The sequence below is a fragment of the Cryptosporangium japonicum genome (assembly GCF_039524755.1).
GTDB classification, from domain to species: Bacteria; Actinomycetota; Actinomycetes; order Mycobacteriales; family Cryptosporangiaceae; genus Cryptosporangium; species Cryptosporangium japonicum.
In genome coordinates this window covers 71,772-90,433 of sequence record NZ_BAAAGX010000031.1, presented here as the reverse complement: position 1 = coordinate 90,433, position 18,662 = coordinate 71,772, and the positions used below count along the sequence as shown (strand labels likewise).

Annotated in this window: 19 protein-coding genes; 9 read left to right on the top strand and 10 right to left on the bottom strand. The window is 71.8% G+C overall.

The genetic code is table 11. The annotated features are described in order from the left end of the window. Window positions 1-28: 28 nt before the first annotated feature. Genes ABD437_RS34435 through ABD437_RS34420 form a run of 4 tightly spaced genes read left to right on the top strand, consistent with a single transcriptional unit; the run spans window position 29 to window position 3,594 of the window. Entirely contained in the window at window positions 29-865 is an 837-nt protein-coding gene (locus tag ABD437_RS34435; RefSeq protein WP_344653153.1) for an amidohydrolase family protein, read from the top strand. Between the two features lies 1 nt (window position 866). Continuing rightward, window positions 867-1,952, top strand: coding sequence for a Gfo/Idh/MocA family protein (locus ABD437_RS34430; RefSeq protein ID WP_344653152.1), 1,086 nt, complete (start codon window positions 867-869; stop codon window positions 1,950-1,952). Then, window positions 1,949-2,968, top strand: a complete 1,020-nt coding sequence (locus ABD437_RS34425; protein ID WP_344653151.1) for a LacI family DNA-binding transcriptional regulator — start codon at window positions 1,949-1,951, stop codon at window positions 2,966-2,968. The genes ABD437_RS34430 and ABD437_RS34425 overlap by 4 nt, the downstream gene beginning before the upstream one ends. Further along, window positions 2,968-3,594 carry an E3 binding domain-containing protein gene (locus ABD437_RS34420; protein WP_344653150.1) on the top strand — a complete coding sequence of 209 codons (627 nt, stop codon included), beginning with the start codon at window positions 2,968-2,970 and terminating at the stop codon, window positions 3,592-3,594. The genes ABD437_RS34425 and ABD437_RS34420 overlap by 1 nt, the downstream gene beginning before the upstream one ends. Here ABD437_RS34420 and ppdK read toward each other — a convergent pair. Beyond that, complete coding sequence (ppdK, locus tag ABD437_RS34415; RefSeq protein ID WP_344653149.1) at window positions 3,591-6,290, bottom strand: pyruvate, phosphate dikinase; 2,700 nt, start codon at window positions 6,288-6,290, stop codon at window positions 3,591-3,593. The genes ABD437_RS34420 and ppdK overlap by 4 nt on opposite strands. Window positions 6,291-6,479: 189 nt before the next feature. Between ppdK and ABD437_RS34410 the strand changes: the two genes are divergently transcribed. Together ABD437_RS34410 and ABD437_RS34405 are read left to right on the top strand one after the other, a co-directional pair. Next, a complete protein-coding gene (locus tag ABD437_RS34410; RefSeq protein ID WP_344653148.1) occupies window positions 6,480-9,233 on the top strand; it encodes an ABC transporter substrate-binding protein in 2,754 nt (917 codons plus the stop codon). A gap of 20 nt (window positions 9,234-9,253) precedes the next feature. Continuing rightward, complete coding sequence (locus tag ABD437_RS34405; protein WP_344653147.1) at window positions 9,254-9,565, top strand: DUF952 domain-containing protein; 312 nt, start codon at window positions 9,254-9,256, stop codon at window positions 9,563-9,565. Window positions 9,566-9,575: 10 nt separating this feature from the next. Here ABD437_RS34405 and dusB read toward each other — a convergent pair whose 3' ends face one another. The 4 genes from dusB to ABD437_RS34390 form a co-directional block, all read right to left on the bottom strand. After that, entirely contained in the window at window positions 9,576-10,727 is a 1,152-nt protein-coding gene (dusB, locus tag ABD437_RS34400; protein ID WP_344653167.1) for a tRNA dihydrouridine synthase DusB, read from the bottom strand. Between the two features lie 4 nt (window positions 10,728-10,731). Then, window positions 10,732-11,241: an MFS transporter gene (locus ABD437_RS34395; protein WP_344653146.1), complete on the bottom strand. Its 510-nt coding sequence runs from the start codon at window positions 11,239-11,241 to the stop codon at window positions 10,732-10,734. 327 nt (window positions 11,242-11,568) lie between these two features. Continuing rightward, window positions 11,569-12,009, bottom strand: coding sequence for a nuclear transport factor 2 family protein (locus tag ABD437_RS43150; protein WP_425558305.1), 441 nt, complete (start codon window positions 12,007-12,009; stop codon window positions 11,569-11,571). Beyond that, window positions 11,909-12,475, bottom strand: coding sequence for a dihydrofolate reductase family protein (locus tag ABD437_RS34390; RefSeq protein WP_344653145.1), 567 nt, complete (start codon window positions 12,473-12,475; stop codon window positions 11,909-11,911). The genes ABD437_RS43150 and ABD437_RS34390 overlap by 101 nt, the downstream gene beginning before the upstream one ends. A gap of 127 nt (window positions 12,476-12,602) precedes the next feature. On the opposite strand from ABD437_RS34390, the gene ABD437_RS34385 reads away from it, so the two are divergent. Further along, entirely contained in the window at window positions 12,603-13,586 is a 984-nt protein-coding gene (locus ABD437_RS34385) for a sigma-70 family RNA polymerase sigma factor (RefSeq protein WP_344653144.1), read from the top strand. Here the strand turns inward: ABD437_RS34385 and ABD437_RS34380 are convergent. Next, on the bottom strand, window positions 13,557-14,480 hold the full coding sequence (locus ABD437_RS34380) for an XdhC family protein (protein WP_344653143.1): 924 nt from the start codon (window positions 14,478-14,480) through the stop codon (window positions 13,557-13,559). The two genes, ABD437_RS34385 and ABD437_RS34380, sit on opposite strands and share 30 nt — an antisense overlap. 66 nt (window positions 14,481-14,546) lie before the next feature. Further along, window positions 14,547-15,215, bottom strand: a complete 669-nt coding sequence (locus ABD437_RS34375) for a siderophore-interacting protein (protein WP_344653142.1) — start codon at window positions 15,213-15,215, stop codon at window positions 14,547-14,549. 28 nt (window positions 15,216-15,243) lie between these two features. Here ABD437_RS34375 and ABD437_RS34370 point away from each other — a divergent pair, with 28 nt between their 5' ends. Beyond that, window positions 15,244-15,642 (top strand): helix-turn-helix domain-containing protein, encoded by a 399-nt coding sequence (locus ABD437_RS34370; RefSeq protein ID WP_344653141.1) that lies wholly within the window; start codon window positions 15,244-15,246, stop codon window positions 15,640-15,642. On the opposite strand, the gene ABD437_RS34365 is transcribed toward ABD437_RS34370, so the two are convergent. The 3 genes from ABD437_RS34365 to ABD437_RS34355 all read right to left on the bottom strand — a co-directional run bounded on the left by ABD437_RS34365 (window position 15,629) and on the right by ABD437_RS34355 (window position 18,306). Beyond that, complete coding sequence (locus ABD437_RS34365) at window positions 15,629-16,996, bottom strand: glycine--tRNA ligase (RefSeq protein ID WP_425558307.1); 1,368 nt, start codon at window positions 16,994-16,996, stop codon at window positions 15,629-15,631. The genes ABD437_RS34370 and ABD437_RS34365 overlap by 14 nt on opposite strands. Before the next feature lie 129 nt (window positions 16,997-17,125). After that, on the bottom strand, window positions 17,126-17,578 hold the full coding sequence (locus ABD437_RS34360) for a hypothetical protein (RefSeq protein ID WP_344653140.1): 453 nt from the start codon (window positions 17,576-17,578) through the stop codon (window positions 17,126-17,128). A 335-nt stretch (window positions 17,579-17,913) separates the two neighbouring features. After that, the gene (locus ABD437_RS34355) at window positions 17,914-18,306 is read right to left on the bottom strand and encodes an antibiotic biosynthesis monooxygenase family protein (RefSeq protein WP_344653139.1); all 393 of its coding nucleotides are present in this window, start codon (window positions 18,304-18,306) and stop codon (window positions 17,914-17,916) included. Between the two features lie 39 nt (window positions 18,307-18,345). Here ABD437_RS34355 and ABD437_RS34350 point away from each other — a divergent pair, with 39 nt between their 5' ends. Then, on the top strand, window positions 18,346-18,609 hold the full coding sequence (locus ABD437_RS34350) for a DUF6703 family protein (protein ID WP_344653138.1): 264 nt from the start codon (window positions 18,346-18,348) through the stop codon (window positions 18,607-18,609). Window positions 18,610-18,662: the final 53 nt, after the last annotated feature.

The window sequence follows — 18,662 nt, the reverse complement described above, 5'->3', positions numbered from 1 at the left end:
ATCATGCCCCACGACGAGGGAGTCGCGCATGCCCGTGGTTGACGCGCACCAGCACTTCTGGGACGTCGATGCGCTCGAGTACGCCTGGCTCACCCCCGAGGCCGGCCCGATCCATCGCACGTTCACCTACCAGGAGCTGGAGCCGCAGCTCGACGCGTGCGGTGTGGACGCGACAGTGCTCGTGCAGGCCGAGGGCAGCTTCGCCGACACCGACTCGATGCTCGCGCTGTCCGACCGGCACCCCCGGCTGGCCGCGGTCGTCGGCTGGGTGCCGCTGCTCGACCCGGCGGCGACCGCCGACGCGCTCGAGCGGTACGGGAAGGACCCGCGGTACGTGGGCGTGCGGCACCAGGTGCACGACGAGCCCGACCCGGACTGGATCGGGCAGCCGGCGGTGCAGGAGAGCCTGGCCCTGGTGGCGGGGAAGAACCTCACCTGGGACCAGATCGCGACGATCCCGCGCCACCTGGAGCACGTGCCGTCGCTCGCCGAGCGGCACCCCGGCCTGCGCATCGTGATCGACCACCTGGCGAAGCCGCCGATCGCCGAGCACGGCTGGGAACCCTGGGCGAGCCTCCTCTCCCGGGCGGCGGAGCACCCGAACGTGTACGCCAAGATCTCCGGGCTCGACACCGCGGCGGCACCCGACTGGACCCCGGACGACCTGCGCCGCTACGTGGACCACGGGCTCGCGGTCTTCGGCGCGGACCGTCTGATGTGGGGCAGCGACTGGCCGGTGTCCGTGCTGGCCGGCGGCTACGAGCGCGCCTGGGCCGCCATCCAGGAGCTGCTGCCGGCCGAACACCGGGAGCGCGTGCTCGGCGGCACCGCGATCGACTTCTACCGCATCCCCGGTCTGGGCTGACGTGTTCGACGAACTGCAGCCGATCGTCGCGGCGACGGACCTGGGTGTCGCGGCCGAGCACCGGCGCCCGATCGCGATCGTCGGCGCCGGCGCGATCGTCGACGTGGCGCACCTGCCCGCGTACCGCCGCGCCGGGCTCGACGTCCGCGGCATCTACGACCTCGACCAGAACCGCGCTCGTGAGGTGGCCGCACGCCACGGCATCCCCACCGTGCACGGTTCCCTGGAGGAACTGCTCTCGTCCGACGTCGACGTGGTGGACGTGGCGGTCCCGGCGAACGTGCAGCCGGACATCGTCCACCGGGCGCTCGCCGCCGGGAAGCACCTGCTGTGCCAGAAGCCCTTCGCCGAGGATCTGGCCACCGCGCGGGAGATGGTGCGTGCCGCCGCGGCGGCGAACCGGAAGATCGCGGTCAACCAGCAGATGCGCTTCGAGGAAGGCATCGCGGCCGCGATCGCGATGGCCAGGGCCGGCTGGGTCGGCGAGGTCACGACGTTCAGCTTCGACGTCGACATCGTCACTGATTTCTCGTCCTGGGAGTGGCTCGCGAAGCGCGAGAAGCTCGAGGTCTGGTACCACTCGATCCACTACCTGGACTCGGTGCGTGCGCTGCTGGGCAACCCCGCGCGGGCGTACGCGGTGGGGTCGCGAACGCCGGGCCAGCGGGTCGCCGGTGAGACACGCACGATCACCACGCTGTCCTTCGCCGCTGGTGCGAACGCGATCCTGCACGTCAACCACGAGAACCGCACCGGCGACGCGCACGCCGCCTATCGCATCGACGGCTCGCGCGGCAGCATCAAAGGCACGATCGGGCTGCTCTACGACTATCCGCACGGGCGCCCGGACACCCTCGCGGTGTTCTCGGAGGAGCACACCGACGGGTGGCTGAACTACCCGGTCACGCGGCGCTGGATCCCCGACGCGTTCGCCGGGCCGATGGGCTCGCTGCTGCGCGCGATCGCCACCGACGGCGAACCGGAGACGTCGGGACGCGACAATCTCGGGACGCTCGCGCTCGTCGAGGCGCTGTATCGCGCTATGGACTCCGGCGACGCTCAGCGACCGGAAGAATCTGCGCCGTGAAACCAGGAAAACGCGTCACGCTCGCGGACGTCGCCGCACACGCGGGAGTCGACCGCTCGGTGATCTCGCGGGTGATGAACAGCGATCCGGGGCTGAACATCCGCCCGGAGACCCGCGAACGGGTGCTCGCGTCGGTGAAGACGCTGGGCTACCGGCCGAACGCGGCCGCGCGCACGCTGCGTACGCGCCAGAGCCGCACGTTCGGGCTGTTCATCCCGGACTACGCCAACCCGGTGTACGCCGAGATCATCAAAGGCGCGGAGGCCGCGGCGGCCGAGCGGGAGTGCGTGCTGGTGACCGGCTCCGGCCGGGTCGCCGGCTCGGCCCAGCCGTACCTGGATCTGCTGGCCGACGGCCGCGTCGACGGGCTGCTGCTCGCCGGCGGGGTGAAAGCGCCGGCGACGCTCGCGGCGCTCCGCGAATCACGCATGCCCTGGTTGCTGCTCAACTGGAGCATGACCGACGCCACCCGCCACATCGTCCTGGACGACGAGGGCGCCGCGGCGATGGCGGTCGAGCACCTGGTGAGCCTGGGGCACCGGCGGATCGCGCACCTGGCCGGTCCGGACGGGTCGGACACCGCGTCGCGGCGCGCGAGCGGGTACCGGGCCGCGATGCGGCTGCACGGCGCCGCGCCGGACCCGGCGCTGGCGGTGCGCGCGGACTACACGGCCGACGGCGGGTTCCACGCGATGACCGAGCTGCTCGGACGCACACCCCGCCCCACCGCGGTGTTCGTCGCGAACGTGGCGTCGGCGATCGGTGCGCTGCGGGCCGCGTACCGCTGCGGGGTGCGGGTGCCGTCCGAGCTGTCGATCGTCGCGGTGCACGACCTGCCGCTGGCCGAGTACCTGGTGCCGGCGTTGACGACGGTGCGGATGCCGCTCGAGGAACTCGGCCGGCGCGGCGTCGAGAAGCTCACCACCACTGACCCGGACACCCCGGTCGCCGAGACCGTCGGCGGCCCGATGGAACTGGTGCTCCGCGAATCGACCGCACCTCCTGGAGTGAACTGATGGCACGCGGTGTCCTCTACAGCACCCGAACCGACCCCGTGTCCGCCCCGTGGGTCACCCCCCACGTCCGCGCGTTGGCCGCGTCCACCGGGGTGGACCTCGCCTCCGTGACGGGCACCGGGGTGGGCGGCCGGATCCGCCCCGCCGACCTGCCCGCGGCCGGTACCGAGCGCGCCGCGGCGCGCTCCGTGTTCACCGTCGAGGTCGACGTCACGGCCCGGGGTGCGGGTCTGGCGCGGCTGATCAAAGCCGTGGTGGACGCCCCGCAGCTCGCCGATCGCCCGATCGTGACCCGCGTCGACGGCAGACTCGCCTACCTCCCGGGCGTCCGCGACCGGAACGAAGACGGCATCGAGAAGCTGCTCGCCGACCCGGCGTCGGCGAAGATCGACCCGGCGCGCACGCTGCTCGTGGTGACCGTGCCCGAGGCGCTGCTCGCGGTGCCCGCCTGGGAGGGGCCGGTGCTCGCCCTGGGCTCGCCGGTCCGCCGTCCCGCGGTGGTCCGCCTCCCGGGCGGCGGCGAGGGCCTCGGCGTCCGCACGCTCGCCCACCTGACGCTGAGCGTCGACGAGTACGAGACGGACGCCACCGCGTTCCTGACCGCGGTGGCGTCCGGCCTCGGTTAACGGCTGTCCGAGCCGCTCTCCTGGGCCACGGTGGCGCGTGCCGCTTCGAGGCGCGCCACCGGCACCCGGAACGGCGAGCACGACACGTAGTCGAGCCCGACCTGGTGGAAGAAGTGCACCGAGTCCGGGTCGCCCCCGTGCTCGCCGCACACCCCGACCTTGAGGTCGGGACGGGTCGCGCGCCCCTTCTCGGTGCCGATCCGCACGAGCTCCCCGACGCCGTCGACGTCGATCGTCTCGAACGGCGACACGCCGAAGATGCCGACCTCCAGGTACGTGGAGAAGAACGCCGCCTCGACGTCGTCGCGCGAGAAGCCCCACGTCGTCTGGGTCAGGTCGTTGGTGCCGAACGAGAAGAACTCCGCGCTCTCGGCGATCTGGTCCGCGGTCAGCGCCGCCCTCGGCAGCTCGATCATCGTCCCGACCAGGATCTGCAGATCGATGCCGGTCTCCTCGGCGACCTCGGCCAGCACCTTCTCGGTGTCCGCGCGGATGATCTCCAGCTCCTGCACCGAGCCCACCAGCGGGATCATGATCTCCGGCTTGGGTTCCTTGCCGAGCTTCACCAGCTGGGCCGTGGCCTCGGCGATCGCCCGGGTCTGCAGGTTGAACAGCCCCGGCACCACCAGGCCGAGCCGCACCCCGCGCAGGCCGAGCATCGGGTTGGCCTCGTGCAGCCGGTGCACGGCCTGCATCAGCCGCAGATCGTTCTCGTTCTTCTCCCCGCGCGACTCGGCCAGCGCGACACGCACCGACAGCTCGGTGATGTCGGGGAGGAACTCGTGCAGCGGCGGGTCGAGCAGCCGGATCGTCGTCGGCAGGCCGTCCATCGCGGTGAGCAGTTGCAGGAAATCCCAGCGCTGGAGCGGGAGCAGCGCCTCCAGGGCCTGGTCGCGCTGGTCGTCGTCCTCGGCCAGGATCAGCCGCTCGACGTGCTGGCGCCGTTCCCCCAGGAACATGTGCTCGGTGCGGCACAGCCCGATGCCCTCGGCGCCGAACCGGCGGGCCCGCTCGGCGTCCTCGGCGGTGTCCGCGTTGGCCCGCACACCGAGCCGGCGCTTCTCGTCGGCGTGCTTCATGATCCGGTCGACGGCCTGCACCAAGTCGTCCTCCCCGGCGGCCGCGCCCTCGAAGTACTCCACCACCGGCGAGTCGACGACCGGCACCTCACCGAGGTACACCCGGCCGGTCGAGCCGTCGATCGAGATCACGTCGCCCTCGTGCACCTCGGTGCCGTCGGGCGCCGTCAGGAACCGGCGTTTGGTGTTGACCTGGAGTTCCTCGGCGCCGCAGACGCAGGTCTTGCCCATGCCGCGCGCCACCACCGCCGCGTGCGACGTCTTGCCACCGCGGCTGGTCAGGATGCCCTGCGCCGCGATCATGCCGTTCAGGTCGTCGGGGTTGGTCTCCCGGCGCACCAGGATCACGTTCTCGCCCGACCGCGACCACTTGACCGCGGTGTAGGAGTCGAACACGGCCTTGCCCACCGCCGCACCCGGCGACGCCGACATGCCCCGGCCGAGCTGGTGCACCTTCGCCGACGTGTCGAACTGCGGGAACATCAGGTGGACGAGCTGCTCTCCGGTTACCCGCTGCACGGCTTCGTCGAGGTCGATGACCCCCTCGTCGACGAGCTGGGACGCGATCCGGAACGCGGCCGCCGCGGTGCGCTTGCCCACCCGGGTCTGGAGCATCCAGAGGTGGCCGGCCTCGATCGTGAACTCGATGTCGCAGAGGTCGCGGTAGTGCCCCTCGAGCGTCGCCATGATGTCCATCAGGCGGTCGTAGGAGGTCTTGTCGATTTTCTCGAGATCCTGCAGCGGCACCGTGTTGCGGATGCCGGCGACGACGTCCTCTCCCTGCGCGTTCTGCAGGTAGTCGCCGTAGACGCCCTGTTCACCGGTGCCCGGGTCGCGGGTGAACGCCACCCCCGTGCCGGAATCCATCCCCATGTTGCCGAACACCATCGCGACAACGTTGACCGCCGTACCGAGATCGGCGGGAATGCGCTCCTGGCGCCGGTAGAGCACGGCCCGGTCGGAGTTCCAGGAGTCGAACACCGCGTTGATGGCCGCGGTCATCTGCTCCCGCGGGTCCTGCGGGAAGTCCTCGCCGGTGTGCTCCCGCACGATGCCTTTGTAGACGTCGACGAGCTTCCGCAGGTCGCCGGCGTCCAGATCCAGGTCGTTCTGGGTGCCCTTCTCGCGCTTGATCTCCTCGATCGCGTCCTCGAACGCCTCACCCTCGATGTTCTGCACGGTCTTGCCGAACATCTGGATCAGCCGGCGGTAGGAGTCCCACGCGAACCGCTCGTTGTCGGCCTGGCGGGCCAGGCCCTCGACCGAGGAGTCGTTGAGCCCGACGTTGAGCACCGTCTCCATCATTCCCGGCATCGAGAACTTCGCCCCGGAACGGACGCTGACCAGCAGCGGGTCGTCCGGGTCTCCGAGCTTCTTGCCGCGCGCCTTCTCCAGGGCCTCCAGATGCGTGGCCACCTCGTCGTCGAGGCCGCCGGGCGTCTCGCCGGTCTCGAGGTAGACCGTGCAGGCCTCGGTGGTGATCGTGAACCCGGGCGGCACGGGTAAGCCGAGGTTCGTCATCTCGGCCAGGTTGGCGCCCTTGCCACCGAGCAGGTCTTTGAGGTCCTTGTTGCCCTCGGAGAAGTCGTAGACGTACTTCTGCTGGTCGTCCGTCATCGCGGCCTCCGTAGGGAGCGGGAGCGGGAATGGGCCGAGGTTAATGAGGGCGTACCCACCGCAGCACCCGTTGTGAGCAGTCGCACCCGACTTGGTCGGTCTGTTCCGATTCAGAGAACAGAGACGCGCAAAACCGCACGTGAAAGGCCCCACAGTTTCTCCCTGGTGGAGCCTCGCTACGCTGCGCGCGTGCAGCCGCTTCGCGACAAGGACCCGCGGCAGCTCGGTCGTTACCGGCTCACCGGACGGCTCGGTGCCGGCGGCATGGGAATCGTCTACGCGGGGGTCGCCGAGGAGGCGGACGGGCGGACGCGCCCGGTCGCGGTCAAAGTGATCCATCCGCACCTGGCCGACGCCCCGGAGTTCCGCACCCGGTTCCGGTCGGAGGCCACCCTCGCGGCGCGGGTGGCCCGCTTCAGCACGGCCGCGGTGCTCGACGTCGACGTCGAGGGCGAGCAGCCGTACCTGGTCACCGAGTTCGTCGACGGGCCGACGCTGCAGGACGTCGTGGAGGACCAGGGGCCGCTGCACGGCGGCGCTCTGGACGCGGTGGCGATCGGGATCGCGACCGCGCTGGTGGCGATCCACGAGGCCGGCATCGTGCACCGCGACCTGAAGCCCAGCAACGTGATCCTGTCGCGGTTCGGGCCGCGGGTGATCGACTTCGGCATCGCCCGCGCGGCCGACCTGGTGAGCGGGCTGACCAGCGGCCCGATCGGGTCGCCGCCGTACATGGCACCGGAGCAGTTCCGGGGGGCCGCGGTCACCCCGGCCACCGACGTGCACGCCTGGGGCGCGGCGGTGTGTTTCGCCGGCTCCGGCGTTCCGCCGTTCGGGGTGGGGCCACCGGAAGTGATGCTCTACCGGACGCTCGAGCGCGAGCCGGAGCTGGGCGAGCTCGACGCGCCGTTACGCGGCCTCGTCGCGGCCGCGTTACGCAAAGAACCGGGCGAGCGGCCGGGCACCCAGGAGTTGCTCGCCGCGCTGACGCTGCAGCGGCCGGGGGTGCTGCCGTCGGTGCCGCCGCCGGTGCGGGCCGCCGACGACGGCGCGAGCCGGGACACCGTCCACCTGAACACGCCGGACCGGTTGACGAGCGAGTTCGCGTCACTTCCCCCGACCGCCCCGTCCCCTTCGACCGCCTCATCCCCTTCGACCGCCTCGTCCTCTCCGACCGCGGATGTGGTGCCGGGCGCTGGGCGGCGACGGCGGGTGGTGGTGGGTACGGCCGCGGCGGCCGTGGTGCTGGCCCTCGTGGCCGGTGCCGGCGTGATCTGGGCGCGGTGGCCCGACCGGGAACAGCAGACGGCTCCGCCGCCGAAGCCCGACCTCACCGTCAAGCAGTACGCCGCCGACGACACCGCGACCGGCCCCGCCCCCGCCGTGCCCGGCGCCCGGCCCGGTGGCACCGTCACCGTGTACGCGCAGGCGCAGTACTGGGAACTCGACCCGGTGCAGAACCACTACCCCGACGGCATGATGGGCAGCTCCCGCCTGCTGGCCCGCACCCTCACCGGTTACCGCGAGGACGGCCTGCACGGCGTGACGCTCGTCGGCGACCTGGCCACCGACACCGGTCGCAGCACCGACGGCGGCCGCACCTGGGAGTTCACCCTCCGCCCCGGCGTCACGTACGACAACGGCGACCCGGTCACCGCGCCGGACGTCGCGAACGGCATCGCCCGCTCGTTCAGCGACCGGGCCACCGGCTTCACCTACCTGCAGCGCTGGCTGACCGGCCGGGCCGACTTCCGCTCCGTGTACACCGGCCCCACCCCGAAGGCGCCGTACCCGCCGGGCGTCGAGGCACCCGACGACCGCACGCTCCGGCTGACGTTCCCGACCCCGCACCCCGATCTCCCCACGGTCGCCGCGCTGCCCACCACCGCGGCCGTCCCGAGCGACTGGCGCTACTCCGACGCCGACCCGGTGCCGGTCACCGGCCCCTACCGTGTCGTCACGCACGAACTGCGCAAGAAGCTGACGCTGGAGCGCAACCCGGCCTGGAAGCCGGCGACCGACCCGATCCGCGTCGCCTATCCCGACCGCTACGACGTCCGCTTCCTGCCGGACCGGTCGGTGGTGACGAACCTGATGATGAGCGACGACCAGCCGAACAGCGTCCAGCTCAGCACCCTGGATCCGACCCAGATCGAGAAGGTCTACGACCGGCGTCAGACCGGCCGGCTGGTCGACGGCGTCGGCACCGGGCACCGCGACCTGTGCTTCAACTCCTCGCGGGTGAAGGACCCGGCGCGCCGCCGGGCGCTCTCGCTCGCGTTCGACCCGGAGGCCGCGCTCAACTCGACCGGCACGAACCTCGTCGGGGACTTCACCAACAGCCTGCTCTCCCCCCGGCTGCCCGGTTACCCGGTGAACCAGGACCGGACGAGAAGGTCGGGCGACCCGGCCCGGGCGCGTGATCTCCTCGGTGACGCCGAGGTGACGCTCGTCTACGCGTTCCGCGACACCCCGGACGGCAACCAGCTGGCCGTCGCGGTGAAGGAGGCGTTCGCCCGGGCGAACGTCACCGTGGAGCTGCGCCCGGTGATCGCGGAGCAGTTCCTCGCGGCCGTCGCGCGCCGGAGCAACCCGTACGACCTGTACCTGTGCGAGTACACGCCGGACTACCTGGACGGTAGCGCGATGCTCGGCCCGCTCTACTCCAGCCAGGGCATCCGTGCCGTCGGCAGCACGAACGTCAGCTACCTCAACGAGCCGTCCGTCGACGCCGAACTGGCGCGCATCGCGACGATGCCCGACCGCGCGAAGGCGGCCACGGCCTACGGGGCGCTCTCCCGCCGGATCCTCACCGAGTTCGCCCCGGCGATCCCGTACTTCGACCAGCGCCGGCTGGCCCTGCGCGGCTCGGGCGTGTCGGGGATGTTCGTGAGCACGTTCTGGGCCGTGCCCGACCTCTCTCGGGTCTGGGTCCGCGGCTGATCCGGCGATACGTTTGCCGGGTGACAACCGTGTACAAAATTCTCCGCGCCGACGAGTGGGCCGCCGCCCAGACCACCGAGCACTACGAGGGCTCCCCCGACGACCTCCGCGACGGTTTCGTCCACCTCTCCACCGCGTCCCAGCTGCCCGGCACCCTGGACCGTTTCTTCGCCGGCGAAACCGGCCTGATGCTGCTGGCCGTGAACGCCGATTCCCTGGGCGAGGATCTCCGCTGGGAGTCCTCCACCGGCGGCGACCCCTACCCCCACTACTACGGCGCCCTCCCGATGACCGCCGTCACCGAAGTAACCCCGGTCCGTTCGGACGACTGAGAACAAAGGGTTAGCCGCCGGAGACGTCGAGTTCGGCGTCGGTGGGGGCGGTGAGGGCGTCGGGGTCGTCGAGCCAGCCCTCCGGGAGCACCACGCGGCGGGCGCCGGTGGTGCGGCCGCGTGGTTCGCCGATCTCGGTCGCGGGGAACGGTGCGGCCGGGTCGAGCTTGGCCAGCAGGTCGTCGAGCTCGGCCAGGGTGCTCACCATGCCCAGCTCGCGCCGGATCGTCGACCCGACCGGGTAGCCCTTCAGGTACCACGCGACGTGCTTGCGGAAGTCGGGCAGGCCCCACGCCTCGCCCTTCCACTCCGCCAGCAGCTCGGCGTGCCGACGCATGGTGGCCGCGACCTCGCCGAGGTTCGGCCGCACCCGCTCCGGACGCCCGGCGAACGCGGCCGCGAGGTCGGCGAAGAGCCACGGGCGACCGAGGCAGCCGCGGCCGACGACCACGCCCGCGCAGCCGGTCTCGGTGACCATGCGCACGGCGTCGTCGGCCTCCCAGATGTCGCCGTTGCCGAGCACCGGCACCTCGAGCGCGGCGGCGAGCTCGGCGATCGGCTCCCAGTTCGCGCGGCCGCCGTAGAACTGCGCGGCGGTCCGGCCGTGGAGCGCGACCGCGGCCACGCCCGCGTCCTCGGCCGCGCGGCCGGCGTCGCGGAACGTGATGTGGTTCTCGTCGATGCCGATGCGCAGTTTGACGGTGACCGGGACGTTCGTGCCCGCGGTGGCGCGTACGGCACGCTGCACGATCTGCGCGAACAGCTTCCGCCGGAACGGCAGCGCCGACCCGCCGCCCTTCCGGGTGACCTTCGGCACCGGGCAGCCGAAGTTCAGGTCCACGTGATCAGCCAGGTTCTCCTGGACGACCATGTCGACGGCCCGCCCCACGACGTCGGGGTCGACGCCGTAGAGCTGGATCGAGCGGGGCTGCTCGTCGGGCGCGAACGTGATCAGGCCCATCGTCTTCGGGTTGCGCTCGACCAGCGCGCGGGTGGTGATCATCTCGCTCACGTAGAGCCCCGCGCCGTACTCCCGGCAGAGCCGCCGGAACGCCACGTTGGTGATGCCGGCCATCGGGGCCAGCACCACCGGTGGGTCGACGGTGTGCGGGCCTACGGTGAGCGGACGAGCGACGGTCGGAGCAGAAGACACGCTCTCCAGCGTCTCACGCGGTGGGCTCGGCCACCCGGTGGGCGGACGCCGGGCGGCCGATCGGCGCCGAAGACCGGCGCGCCGCCAGGCCGGTCAGCGCTCCGACCAGCGACAACGCCGCACAGGCCCAGAGCGCGGCCGAGAAACCGCTGACGAAGGTCCGCGGCGACGCGTAGCTACCGGCGGTGAGGAACGTCGCCACCACCACGGCGACGCCGAACGCGCCGCCGAGCTGGCGCATCGTGCTGTACGCGCCCGACGCGGCCCCGAGCGAGCGCGGCCCGACACCGCTCAGCGCGGCGGCCTGGGTGGCCGGCAGGGACAGGGCCACGCCGGTACCGGACACCACGAGCGGTGCGATCAACTGCCCGTACCCCAGGCCGTCGTCGACGAGGACCGCGATCCAGACCATCGCCGCCGCGTGCAGCCCCAGCCCGGCGACGACGAACGGCCGTACCCCGAAGCGCCCGATGAAGTGCCCGGCGATCGGCGGCACGAGGAACGTCGTCGCGCCCCACGGCACGCGGCGCCGACCCGAACAACCGGGAGCGGAGCACGTCGGCGGGGATCATCGGTTCGGCGGCCCGCCGCTGCCACCCGGCGAACCCGGCGACGAGCAGCACACCGGCCGCCAGCGCCGACACCACCTCGACGCTGGTCCAGCCGGCCGCGTCGCCACGCACCAGAGCCCAGACGAGGCCGAACGCCGCACCGGCCACCAGCAGCAGCGCCACCGGGCCCGAGCGCACCGGCCCGCCGGTCGGGTGGAACGGCCGTGCTCAGCAGCGCCAGCGCCAGCGGCATGACGAACGCGGCGCCGGCGCCCTGGAGCGCGCGGACCGCACCGCGGTCACGAGCCGCTGTCCGCGACGGCCGCCGGCTCCCGGCGGGGAAGCGGCCGGATCACGCCCTCGGGAAAGCCGATCAGCCCGTGGGCGAACATGCGCCGGTGCGCGATGCGCCAGCCGGTCGGCGTCCGTTCGAGCCGGTCGACGTAGCGGGCCAGTACGACCGGGTCGACGTCGGCTCCGGCGACGCCGTGCCACGCGTGCAGGTAGGAGGTGGTCTCGGCGTGGTCGGCGTCGGGGAAGGCGCGTTCGTCGACGAGCGCGCGTACGCGAACAGCACGTCGGTGACGGCGAAGCGGTCGTGCAGTTCGCGGATCGTGTCGGTGGGCATGGCTGGTCCTCTCAGGCCTGGAAGCGCAGGAAGGTGAGGTTGTCGCCGAGGGTGCGGCTCTCCTGGAGCCGCAGCGCCTTCGGAGCGCTGGTGTCGCCGAAGAGGCGGACACCCGCGCCGAGGACCGCCGGGAACACGACGAGTCGCACCTCGTCGACCAGGTCGTGCTCGAGGAGCGCCCGGCCGAGCTGATAGCTCGCGTAGACGAGGATCTCGCCGTCGACGGCCTGCTTCAGCGCCGCGACCTCCTTGGCGACGTCGCCGCGCAGCACGGTGGCGTTGGTCCAGGCCGGCTGTTCGAGCGTCGCGGAGACGACGTACTTGGGCATGGCGTTGAGCCGGTCGGCCCAGACGCCGGTGCGGGACGACCACCGGGCGCCGAACCACTCGTCGCTGCGCCGGCCGAGCAGCAGGGCCGCGGCCTCGAGCGCTTCCTCGGTCTCGACCCGGGCCCACTCCGCGAGGTCGGCACCACCGAAACGGTCGAACCAGCCACCGCGGTCGAACCCTTCCCCACCGTCGGGGTCCTGCACGATCCCGTCGAGCGTCGCGTTCGTCGAGATCACGATCTTTCCCATGGGGGTTCTCCCGTCGTGGTGTTGTCGCTACCACTGGGTAGACACCGCGGCGCCGGAAAGGGGGGCGCCCCCTTTTTCTTCCCGGCGGTGTCCATACGCGTGACGGCACGGAGGGAACGGGGAGCACGTGGAAGCGGATCTGATCACCAGGGCACGCAACGGCGACCACGACGCGTTCGGCGAACTGACCGGACCGCACCTGGCCGAACTACGGGTGCACTGTTACCGGATGCTCGGCTCGTTCCAGGACGCCGAGGACGTACTCCAGGAGACGCTGCTGGCCGCGTGGCGAGGGCTGGGCGGGTACCAGGAGCGCGCGTCGCTCCGTACCTGGCTCTACCGGATCGCCACCAACCGGTGCCTCAACGCGCGTCGGGCCACCGATCGGCGTCCGGTCGCGGAGTGGATCGTGCCCACCGCGGAGGCGCCCCAGCCGACCGGGCTGAGCGAGACGGTGTGGTTGCAACCGTTCCCGGACGCCCTGCTCGGGCCGGAGGCCCGGTACGAGCAGACGGAGACGATCTCGCTGGCCTTCGTCACCGCACTGCAGGTGCTGCCGCCGCGTCAGCTCGCGGTGCTCGTCCTGCGCGACGTCCTCGGGTTCCGGGCCGACGAGGTGGCACAGATGCTCGACTCGAGCGTCGAGTCGGTCAAGAGTGCGCTCAAACGCGCCCGGGCCGCGCTGGAGCAGCGCCGGGCGGCCGAGAACCCGCCCGCGCCGGGCTCGGCCACCGAGGACGCGATCACCGCGAGGTTCGTCGAAGCCTGGGAGTCGGCCGACGTCGAGGCGCTGGTGGCGCTGCTGACCGAGGACGTCTTCATCTCGATGCCGCCGACCCCGTTCGAGTACCAGGGCCGCGAGCTGGTGACCCGCTTCTTCGCCCGGATCTTCGCGACCGGCCGCCGGTTCGATCTGGTGCCGACGCGAGCCAACGGCCAGCCGGCGTTCGGTGCGTACCTGCGGACGCCCACCGGCGTCAGCCACGGCACCGGTCTCTACGTTCTCGACCTCGCCGGTGAACGGATCAGCGCGCTGACCCGCTTCGAGAACACCGTCCTCCCGTTCTTCGGGCTGCCCCGGTCAGTGGATCGCGACGTCCGACGCGCGTAGCGCCGCACCGCCGCGGCCGGAGCGGGTGGCCAGCACCTCGGCGACGATGCTCACCGCGGTCTCGGCCGGTGAGCGTGCGCCCAGGTCGAGCCCCACCGGGCCGTGGACACGCTCCACCGCGTCGGCGGGCACCCCGGCGGCGAGCAGGCGTTCGCGCCGCGCCGCCTGGGTGCGACGCGACCCCAGCGCGCCGAGGAACCCGCGTCCGTGGTGCAGGCCGACGCGCAGCACCTCGTCCATCGCGGGGTCGTGATCCAGCAGCACCAGCACGTCCGCCGGTCCGAACGCGGCCACCTCGGCGACCGCGTCGGACACCGTCGACACGTTCCGCGCCGACCATCCGAGCAGCTCGGCCTGGGCCGCGATCGCCGCGGCGAGCACACCCCCGCCGATCGTCACCACACTGGGCGTCGGCACCCAGGCGTCCACCAGCACATCGCCCACCACGGCCCGCCCGGTGGCCCCGGCCGCGAGCAACCGCGACGCCTCCTCGCCGGCCTCGGCGGACGAGACGACATCACCCGTGGTCAAGGACGTCGCCAGGGCCACCGGCGAGCCCTCGGCCAGCGCGGCCCACACCGAGGCGTCGGAGACCGCGTGGACGAGCACCCGGGCCGAACCCGCGCACGCCAGCCCGGCGGCCACCGCGTCCGACTCCCCCACCGGGGCGTTCACCACCGACGCCGAGCCGGACAGCGCCGCCGGCACGGCACCGGAGATCACCGGGTCGGCGACACCGCGCAACAGCTCACCGGCGCGCTCGCCGTCGTCGCGCACCGCCAGCACCTCACCGGCCGGCACCGCCCCGAAGCCGTGCACGTCCACGACGCGCGCCACCGCGACCCGGTGCCCCGCGCCCAACCACTCCGCCACCGTCCGCCCGAGTTCACGCATACGCCCATCCTGGCCCGCCCACCGCGCCGAGCGGAACCGCGAACCGCGCCCCCGCCCGCGCCCAGCTCACTCCAGGCCGCGCTTGCCCGGCGTCCAGTGGGCCGACACCTTCACCGCGCGGCGCGGCCAGCCGAGCGAGTTACGCAGGTAGTCCCGCACCTCCAGGCACGCTTTCTGCTCACCGGCCACGTACGCCACCCCCGGCGACGACGGCAGCTCCAGTGATCGCACCGCGTCCAGCAACGTGCCGGACGAGCGCCACGGCAGCGAGGCCCCGAGCGGCGGCATCTCCTCCCGCGACACGACCACGCCACGCACGGACGCCGAAGCCGGCAGCGCGGCACGCATCGCCAGCAGCGGCACGGCCCCCGTGTCGTCGCCGACGAAGAGGTGCCAGGGCGCCTCCTGATCCACGACGAACACCCCCTTCGGCGCGGTCAACGCCACCCGCGTGCCGGGCTCCGCCGACGCCATCCACCGGCTCCCCGGACCATCGGAGTGCGAGAAGCCACGCAGCACCACCGTCGACTCGCTGAGCGTCCAGAGGGAGTACGTCCGTAAGCTCAGCCCGTTCCCGAGGGCCAGCCGGACGCTCTGGCCGGGAACGTACCGCCAGTCGCCGAAGGCCGGTGCGGTCAGCGTCACCTCGTACATCGACTCTCCCAGCCGGGCCACCGCGACCACCGAAGCAGTCGTCAGGACGCGCTGGACCAAGGACTCCACCAGGTTGACCATGCGCAGCAGCGTGGACCCTAATGTGCACATGAGGTCAATCGGCGAGGTCGCCGCGGTCTGCGGGGTGAGCCCGCACCTCCTGCGGCAGTGGGAGGACGCCGGTCTGCTGGAACCGGCCCGCGAGCACGGCCAGCGGCGGTACAGCGAACTCGACGTCCGGCTGGTGCGGTTCATCCGGTTCGGACGCGAGCTCGGCCTGGGGCTGGCCGAGCTGCGTGAACTGTTCGCCACTCGCAGCGTGGAGGAGCGCGCGGTGCTGCTGAAACGGCGCAAAGCGATGCTGGAGCACCGGATCGCGGTCGCCGCGCGGCAACTCGAACTGATCGAGGAGGGGCTGGCGTGCCCCTACCCCGATGTTCGCTACTGCCCCGATCTGATCGCGCTGGCCGAGCAGCCGGAGCTGGCCGACCTGCCTAGCAGCCGATGAGCCGCTGCGCCAGGTAGCCTTCGACGGCGTCGAGACCGACCCGCTCCTGCGACCGCGAATCGCGCTCGCGGATCGTCACGGCCTGGTCCTCGAGCGTCTCGAAGTCGACGGTGATGCAGTACGGCGTCCCGATCTCGTCCTGGCGGCGGTAGCGCCGGCCGATCGCGCCGGCGTCGTCGAAGTCGACGTTCCAGTGCTGACGCAGCTTCGCCGCCAGATCGCGGGCCTTCGGCGACAGGTCGGTGTTGCGCGAGAGCGGGAGCACGGCCGCCTTCACCGGCGCGAGCCGCGGGTCGAACTTCATCACGGTGCGCTTCTCCAGCACACCCTTGGCGTTCGGCGCCTCGTCCTCGGCGTACGCGTCGAGCATGAACGTCAGCACGGTGCGGTCGACACCGGCCGCGGGCTCGATGACGAACGGCGTCCAGCGCTCGCCCTTCTCCTGGTCGAAGTAGGAGAGGTCGGCGCCGGAGGCCTTCGAGTGGGCCTGGAGGTCGAAGTCGGTGCGGTTCGCGATGCCCTCGAGCTCACCCCACTCGGTGCCGGCGAACTCGAACTTGTACTCGATGTCGACAGTGCGCTTCGAGTAGTGCGAGAGCTTGTCCTTCGGGTGCTCGTAGAGCCGGAGGCGCTCCTTGTTGATGCCCAGGTCGACGTACCACTGCAGGCGCGTGTCGATCCAGTACTGGTGCCACTCCTCGTCGGAGCCGGGCACCACGAAGAACTCCATCTCCATCTGCTCGAACTCACGCGTGCGGAAGATGAAGTTTCCCGGCGTGATCTCGTTGCGGAAGCTCTTGCCCTGCTGGGCGATGCCGAACGGCGGCTTCTTCCGCGCGGTCTGCTCGACGTTGCGGTAGTTGATGAAGATGCCCTGCGCGGTCTCCGGGCGCAGGTAGGCCAGGCCGGTCTCGTCCTCGACCGGGCCGAGGTAGGTCTTGAGCAGCCCGGAGAACTGGCGCGGCGCGGTGAACGCGCCCTTCGTGCCGCAGTTCGGGCAGTTGACGTCGGCGAGGCCGTTCGCCGGCGGCTTGCCGTGCTTGTGCTCGTACGCCTCTTCGAGGTGGTCGGCCCGGAAGCGCTTGTGGCAGCTCTGGCACTCGGTCAACGGGTCGGAGAACGTCTCCACGTGCCCGGATGCCTTCCAGACCTCGGGCGCGAGGATCACGCAGGAATCGAGGCCGACGACGTCGTCGCGACCCGTCACCATCGTCTTCCACCACTGGCGCTTGACGTTGGTCTTCAGCTCGACGCCGAGCGGACCGTAATCCCAGGACGCCCGGAGACCTCCGTAGATCTCGCTCGACGGGAACACGAAGCCCCGTCGCTTACTCAGGTTGACGATGACGTCCATACGATCGGCGGACACCGGGATTCTCCATCCGGACTGGCAGTTCGGCGGGTTGTGACGTGCCAGGCTACCCCGCCGGGTCGGGGCCGCCGCCACCCCATTTCGTCCCTGTGGATACCGAATCGACCCGGATCAGGGGCAGACCTGGGCCGTGTTTCCGGTGGCGAACGTGACGGGAAACAACTCCGAACGGGGCGGGTTGCCCTGGCGGGACACCTGCGCGGTCAGCACCCAGTTGCCGTCCTGGTCGTTGCCGACCCGGTCCTCGATCGTGTACGACACCACCTGGCCGGCGGTCTGCTCGGCCTGGGTGAACTCGTCGAGGCTGCGGTCGGAGCGGGCCTCCAGGCACAGGCGGCCGTAGGCCTGCTGGTACCGGCCGTCACGCAGGTCGCCGAGGTAGGTCTCGACCGCGTCGACGGCCGAGTTCTGCGCGTTGTCGTACGTGACGTAGAAGAGGCCGCCGACGACCGTCACGCCGCCTCCGCCGCACACCAGGAGCACCGCGCCGACCACCAGCGACACGATCAGCACGGTGTGGCTGCGCCGCGGCACCGGCGGCGCGAACGCCGGTTTCGCACCCATGCCCGGCGGGGGGCTCGGCGGTGGCGGAAGCGCGCGCAGGGCACGCTCCCGTCGCAGCTCCCGCTCCGGAACCGCCTTCGGCCCGACGCCAGGAGGCGCACCGCCGGGAGCGGGCCCCGCGGGCACGGCACCGCCGTAACCGGGCGCGCCATGACCGGGTGCCCGGTAGGGCGTGGTGCTCTCCGGGGGCGAGCTGGGGACAGGCGGGCCATACGGCGGATCGCCGGATGGTTGGCGGCCGCCGCCCCCGCTAGAGGGGGGAACCCAGGTCATGACCGTTCGCTCCGCACTCCCTCAGCCTGCCTCACCCCGACCGGAACGGATAGCCGAGGTTGCTACCCGCGCGTAACGGGCCGCTCACCGACCCGGGTGGTGTCCGCGTCGACGGCCCGGTCGGTGCGCCCGGCCGTCTCCACCGGGCCGTCCCAGCTGCCCATCAGCTCGAACGCGCTCGGCTCGTCGCTCGACTCGGCCAGCAGCGTGCTGGCGTGCACCTTCACGTCGAAGTCCGAGAGCGCACGCCGGAAGCTGCCCACCGACTCCCACTCGGTGGTCAGCGCCCAGGCCGTCGGCACGTCGGCCGAGCGTCCGATGCGTCCGCGGACGAACCCGGGGCGCGCCGCGAACGCGCCCAGCGCCGCCCTGGCCCGCTCGAGGAAGCCATCCCCGTCCGTCTCCGGCACGTCGAACCGGCTGATGACCAGCAAGGCGTCTCCTCCGAATGCCACGATGATGTCCCCCACACGCTACTCAGGAGGCAATCCCCCGTGCCCGAGCTGGGATCCCGCTCCACCACCCTCCTGACGTTCCTGCTGCGCCTGCCGCGGCTCGTGCTCGTCCTGGGGGTGGTGGCGCTCGTGCTGGCCGGCGCGTTCCTGCCCGGCGTCCTCGGTGCGCTCTTCATCGTGCTGATCGCCGCGCTCGTCGGCTGGCTCGCCTGGCTGGCCTGGGACTCGGCCGCCCCGATGGCGCGGGTCGTCCGAGCGGCGGTGGTGGCGGTCCTGCTCCTGCTCGCGGTCCTCAAGATCTGACCGAACGAGGCACAATCACTCAACGTAACAACGCAAGTACCCCCGCCTCGAGA